Here is a 5,921-nt window from a genome sequence, read left to right as displayed (position 1 = left end):
GATGTAGACGAGCCGGTCGAACCGTCCGGGCCGGAGCAGCGCCGGGTCAACCATATCGGGCCGGTTCGTCGCGCCCATCACCACCACGCCCCGGAGCTCCTCGAGACCGTCGATCTCGGTCAGGATCTGGTTCAAGACGCTCTCGATGACGCGCGACTCGGAACCCCCGCCCCGTGCGGGTGCAAGCGCGTCCAGTTCGTCGAAGAAGATGATGGACGGCGCCACCTGCCGGGCCTTCTTGAAGACCTCCCGGACCGCCCGCTCGCTCTCTCCGACCCATTTTGAGAGGAGCTGGGGGCCCTTGACCGGCACGAAGTTCGCCCCACTCTCGCTTGCGATCGCCTTTGCGATCAGGGTCTTTCCGGTCCCCGGCGGGCCGTAGAGGAGGACACCCTTCGGGGGCTCGATACCGAGGTCGTCAAACTGTTCACGCCGGGTGAGCGGGAACTCCACCGCCTCGCGGATCTCCTGTTTCGCCTCATCAAGCCCGCCGACGTCCTCCCAGGTGGTGTGGGGGACCTCAAGGAGGATCTCCCGCATGGCGCTCGGACCCACATCGCGGAGGGCTTCGCGGAAGTCCTTGCTCACAACCTCCATCTTCTCGAGGGTCTCTGCCGGGATCTCCTCGGCTTCCATATCGATCTCGGGGAGGTAGCGCCGGAGCGCCTTGATCGCCGCCTCACGGGCAAGGGCGGCGAGGTCTGCCCCGACAAACCCGTGGGTCTGCTGGGCGATGTAGCCGATATCCACGTCGTCCCCAAGCGGCATACCGCGGGTGTGGATCTGGAGCACCTGGGCCCGGTCGTCCTCAGGCGGGACCCCGATCTCGATCTCCCGGTCAAACCTTCCGGGACGGCGGAGGGCCGGGTCGATGGCGTCGAGCCGGTTCGTGGCCCCGATCACCACGACCTGCCCTCGTTCCTCAAGCCCGTCCATCATCGTGAGGAGCTGGGCCACCACACGCCGCTCGACCTCCCCCGTCACCTCCTCGCGCCGGGGGGCGATGGAATCGAGTTCATCGATGAAGATGATGGCGGGCGCGTTCTGCCGGGCCTCCTCGAAGACCTCGCGGAGCCGCTGCTCGCTCTCGCCGTAGTACTTCGATATCACCTCGGGCCCCGCAATCGAGATGAAGTGTGCCCCGCTCTCACTTGCGACCGCCTTTGCGATGAGGGTCTTTCCCGTCCCCGGCGGGCCGTAGAGGAGGACGCCCTTCGGGGGCTCGATCCCGAGTTTTCTGAAGATCTCCGGGTGGCGCATGGGGAGTTCGATCGTCTCGCGGACCCGCTGGAGCTCGTCTTTGAGACCGCCGACATCCTCGTAGCTGATCCTCTTGACGCCCTCAAACCCGGCTGCCGGCTTCTCGGAGAACTCGATCTTGGTGTTCTTGGTGATGATCACCGCGTTCTCCGGCTCGATCATCACGGCCTTGAACGCGACGAGCTGGGGCTGCATGAACGGGAGCCCAGCCTGGATCGGCACGGAATCGTTCTTCATGACCGGGAAGTCGATCAGTTTGTTGACGGCGTTGCTGAAGTTGATGGGGAGCTGTTTCGGGAGGTCCTCCGGGGGCGCGAGTACCACCAGTTTCGCCTCGACCTCCTCGTCCAGCGTCCGTATCTTCACCCGGTCCCCGATGCTGGCACCGGTATTGAGCCGGGTGAAATTATCGATCCTGACCTTACCCTGGTGCCAGTCGTTCACCATGGCACGCCAGACCTTGGCCACGGTCGGGCGCTTCCCTTCGATGATGACGAGATCTCCCGGGCTGAGCCTGAGCTGCAGCATGGTATCAGGGTCAAGCCGTGCCTTGCCCGCGCCCTGATCCTCCGGATAAGCGCTATCCACTTTCAAGTATATCTCGGGCATTACCTCTAGTTCTTATATTTCGGGGATTTATAAGTACTGGAGACGCATGAACATACTTCTCTTCGACCCGTTCAACGGGGCTGCAGGCGACATGGTCATCGGTTCTCTCCTTGATCTGGGGGCGGACGAGGAAGCTGTCAGGGCAGCCATGCGTTCAGTCGTCGGCGAACCGACAATAGAACGGGTAGACCGCTCCGGCATCCGGGCCGTCCAGGTGAGGGCGCATGCGCCGGTGCACCACCGCACTCTCGACGAGGTGCTCGACCGGGTGGCCGGGAGCGACGCCCCCGCCCCCGCACGGGAGATGGCCCGCCGGGTTTTTTTCAGGATCCACCGCGCAGAGGAGGGTATCCACGGGGCCGGGGCGCATTTCCACGAGGTGGGGGCTGACGATGCCATCGCCGACGTGGTCGGAGCCTGCACCGCCCTCCACTCCCTGGGTGTCGACGGCGTGGCGGTCCTCCCGGTGGCGCTCGGGAGGGGGTTTGCGGTCGGGGCTCACGGGACGTTCCCCATCCCTGCCCCGGCGACTGTGGCGATCCTTGCCGCATCTGGGCTGCAGACGGTTCCCGGGGACGAGGATCGGGAACTCTGCACCCCGACCGGGGCCGCGCTCCTTGCCGAGTTTGCGACGGTCAGGCCGGCTGACCTCGGTCCTCGCACGATCAGGGCGGTCGGTTACGGGGCGGGGAGCAGGAACCCGCCCGGAAGACCAAACGTCCTCCGCTCGATGCTTCTTGCCGTGGAGGAGCAGGCCGTCGGTGACCAGGTCGATATCCTGGAGACGAACGTGGATGACGTGACCGGGGAAGCCCTCGCCTACACGCTTGCCCGCCTGATGGAGGAGGGGGCACGGGACGCAAGCGCCATCCCTGCGGTGATGAAGAAGGGGCGGAGCGGCCATCTTGTCAGGGTGGTCTCCCCCCCTGATGCGACCGACCGCCTCACCGGGGTGATGGCCCGGGAACTCGGGACGCTTGGTATACGGTGCATACCGATGGTCCACCGGTTTGTCGCCGAACGGACGGTTGAACCGGTCACGGTGGCGCTCCGGGGCCGGGAGTGGACGATCGACGTGAAGTGTGGCTGGGCTGGAGGGAAGATCTCCTCTTTCAAGCCGGAGTACGACCAGACAGCGGCGTGCGCACGGGAACTCGAGGTTCCGCTCCGGGAGGTTGCCGGGGCCGTCGAAGCGGCCGCACGCCGCCTGTTCATCGAGCGGGGTGTGCTGGAACCTTGAAGCCGGACCGGGTCAGCACGGGGAGTCCGCCCCTCGATGACCTCCTTGGCGGCGGGCTTGAACGGCGGGCGATCACCCAGGTTTACGGCGAGCCTGCGAGCGGCAAGAGCACCCTCTGCCTGCTGGCGACGGTGGCAAGTCTCAGGGCAGGGGACTCGGTCGTCTACATCGATACCGAGGGGTTCTCGGTTGAGCGGTTTATGCAGATCGCCGGGGAACGTGCGGGGGAGTTTGCGGACCGGCTCTTCCTCTGTGAGCCGCTCGATTTCGCCCAGCAGGGGGCGATGATCGCTGATGCGGAGGAGCTGCTCCGGAAGAGCGACCGCGCTCCTGTGGGCCTGCTGGTGGTCGACTCGGCGACCGCTCTCTACAGAACTGAACTTGGTCTTGGGCGGGAGACGGTGCGCAGCCTCTCGCACCACATGGTCAGACTCCTCGGGCTTGCGAAGAAATACGATATCCCGGCCCTGATCACCAACCAGATCTACGTGGACGTTGAGCGGGACCGGGTCTCGGGTCTCGGGGGGACGGCGCTTGAGCATATCTCAAAGGCCATCATCAGGCTTGAAAAGAGGGATAGCATCCGGCGGGCGATGCTCCGGAAGCACCGGTCCCGGCCGGAGGGTATCTCGTTTGATTTTGTGATCACACAAGACGGGATCAGAAAGATATAACGCCCGCAAAGACCGTGCTGGCCGGGCCTTCCATGGTGACGGAATCCCCGAAGCGGATGATAAGCGGGCCTCCTTTTGTCTCCACCCGCACCTCATCCCCAACGTTGCCGAGGTGGTGGGCGACTGCTGCCGACGCGGTGGCGCCGGTGCCGCAACTGAATGTCTCGGCCTCAACGCCGCGCTCGAATGTCCGGATCCTGATGGTGTCGCCGTCTCCCTGCTCGACGAAGTTAACGTTCGCACCCTCAACGAAGGTGGGGTGGTTCCTGATGGCGGGGCCGGCGGTGGCGATGTCGACGGCGCCGATCTCTTTTGTGAAGACGACGGCGTGGGGGACGCCGGTGTTTACGGCATAGACGGTGAACCCCCGGATCTTCTCTTTGTATTCGCCGGTCCCGGTGGCAGGGATGGTGCTCCGCTCGAACGCGGGTGTCGGCATGGTGATGGTCGCAGTGAACTCGTCATCCGCATACCCCATCGTGACCGGGACGATCCCGGCCCCGGTCTCGACTGAGCAGGATTCTTTGACGTAGCCGGCGTCGTAGGCGTACTTCGCAAGGCACCGGATGCCGTTCCCGCACATCGCGGCCTCGCTCTCATCCGGCTGGAAGAGCCGCATCCTGATATCGGCTTTCTCTGATGCCTGGAGGAAGAGGATGCCGTCGGCGCCGATGCCGAACCTGCGGTCGCAGTAGAGCGCAGCAAACGCTCCCTTCATATCTTCGGGGATGACTTCCCGGTCGTGCTCATCGATCAGGATGAAGTCGTTGCCGTTCCCGTGCAGTTTGGTAAACGCGATCTCCATGGTGTAAGCCTCTCGTTTGTAGGTATTGGGAGCGGTGGGTGATAAACCGTGGTGGTAGCGGATGGTCGTCGCCGGGGGGTCCGATACGGCCGGGTATGGCACGGTGTTCCTGAGGGACCTACTTCTCAAAGAAAGCGACCCGGAAATTGTTCCCGCAATGCTCCGTGATCTCCCCCGGTACCCCTCCTTGACGATGCGCACCGCCTCGTCGTGGGGAGGTCCTCAAGAGATCCTGCACGGTTGGGGAACTTTGGCACCAACGTGTCATGCCTAGGGGTCTGGACGGATTCCGGAAAAATGGCCGTTACCGCCTGCGAATCGGGCAGGCACCCTATCACCGGGACCCAATCTGACGGACCTCGTGGCCCTGTGCGGCGGGATACCCCTCCGTGCCGGGATGTCTGGAGACGGGGTTGTCTCCTGTATACCGGTTGAGAATCTCCCGGGCATCTTTGGAGAGCCTGTAACGGACGAATCGCCCATCCCTCTCTGCGGCGATGACCCCTTCGGCCTCGAACTCCTGCATGTGCTGAGAGATCGTCGGACCGGAGAGCCCAAGATGTTCTTCAAGTTCGCTCCGGGTCATGTCCGAGGATCCGAGAAGGCGCCAGAGGATCGTTTGGCAGGGTTCTTCCCGCAGGCTGATGAGAATGTGCTCCTCGAGTTCGGTGTACCGCTGGTTCCGCGCAAAGTGCCTGGCGCGGCTCCGGTAGTCCACCGTTGCCACCTTGCCTTCCCTGATGAGTATATCGAGGTGATACCTGAGCCGGCCTCGCGATGCACCCGTCAACTCACCGAGTTCCCGGGTGCTGGTACCGGGGCGGTCGGTGATCCGGCGGTAGAGGTCGCGCCTGAAGTCGTCGTCGAGGACATTGTGGCGCATCACCCGCCGGAACCCGAACGGCAGGAGGATGCTTAAGAGGTAGAAGAGTTCGCCGGGGTAGAAGCATGCGGGGAGGACCACGAGCATACAGTAGAGGAGCATCACCCGGAGCGGGAGATCCTGGAACGTGTTCTCCTCTACATCTTTCACTTCACTGGTATACTCCGTTGTCATCGGATTGACGACATAATTGGCGGTTGCCGTGCCCGGAAGCAGAAGGGCTGCGAGGGTCACGGCAACAAAAAGTATCGTTATCCCGCTCCACCGCACCATGCTGGATCGTCGCCGGAAGAGGAGTTCAACGTTTCGATCTTCGCTGAGACCGTTCCAAAACACCTTAGCCGGGAGGGGACGCCCTCCAATCCCGGTCTCTCCCCCAAGATGCGATGCATGGAGGGATGCTGTGTCGGCATCTGACCGCCGGGTATGACTCCCCTCTCCGTGAACGTG

5 protein-coding genes are annotated in these 5,921 nt (G+C 63.7%); 2 read left to right on the top strand and 3 right to left on the bottom strand.

The window, feature by feature from the left end:
- On the bottom strand, positions 1-1,869 hold a 1,869-nt coding region (locus BP858_RS10815), incomplete at its 3' end, for a CDC48 family AAA ATPase (RefSeq protein WP_286879482.1).
- Positions 1,870-1,915: 46 nt separating this feature from the next.
- Between BP858_RS10815 and larC the strand changes: the two genes are divergently transcribed.
- A complete protein-coding gene (gene larC / locus BP858_RS10810; RefSeq protein WP_074175804.1) occupies positions 1,916-3,109 on the top strand; it encodes a nickel pincer cofactor biosynthesis protein LarC in 1,194 nt (397 codons plus the stop codon).
- Positions 3,106-3,783 (top strand): DNA repair and recombination protein RadB, encoded by a 678-nt coding sequence (gene radB, locus BP858_RS10805; RefSeq protein WP_074175803.1) that lies wholly within the window; start codon positions 3,106-3,108, stop codon positions 3,781-3,783. The genes larC and radB overlap by 4 nt, the downstream gene beginning before the upstream one ends.
- Here the strand turns inward: radB and dapF are convergent.
- Positions 3,770-4,588 carry a diaminopimelate epimerase gene (dapF, locus tag BP858_RS10800; RefSeq protein ID WP_074175802.1) on the bottom strand — a complete coding sequence of 273 codons (819 nt, stop codon included), beginning with the start codon at positions 4,586-4,588 and terminating at the stop codon, positions 3,770-3,772. The genes radB and dapF overlap by 14 nt on opposite strands.
- A gap of 334 nt (positions 4,589-4,922) precedes the next feature.
- Positions 4,923-5,921, bottom strand: a 999-nt coding sequence (locus tag BP858_RS10795) for a winged helix-turn-helix transcriptional regulator (protein ID WP_349680582.1), incomplete at its 5' end; no start/stop codon positions are given.

The organism is Methanoculleus sp. UBA413, assembly GCF_002502935.1.
GTDB lineage: Archaea > Halobacteriota > Methanomicrobia > Methanomicrobiales > Methanoculleaceae > Methanoculleus > Methanoculleus bourgensis.
The sequence above is the reverse complement of the archived record's forward strand: the minus strand, read 5'-3'. Positions and strand labels throughout refer to the sequence as shown.

What these genes read in the sequence shown, in the direction of transcription:
- larC (WP_074175804.1), top strand. Translation starts at nt 1,916, where the DNA reads ATGAACATACTTCTCTTCGACCCGTTCAACGGGGCTGCAGGCGACATG.
- dapF (WP_074175802.1), bottom strand. Translation starts at nt 4,588, where the DNA reads ATGGAGATCGCGTTTACCAAACTGCACGGGAACGGCAACGACTTCATC.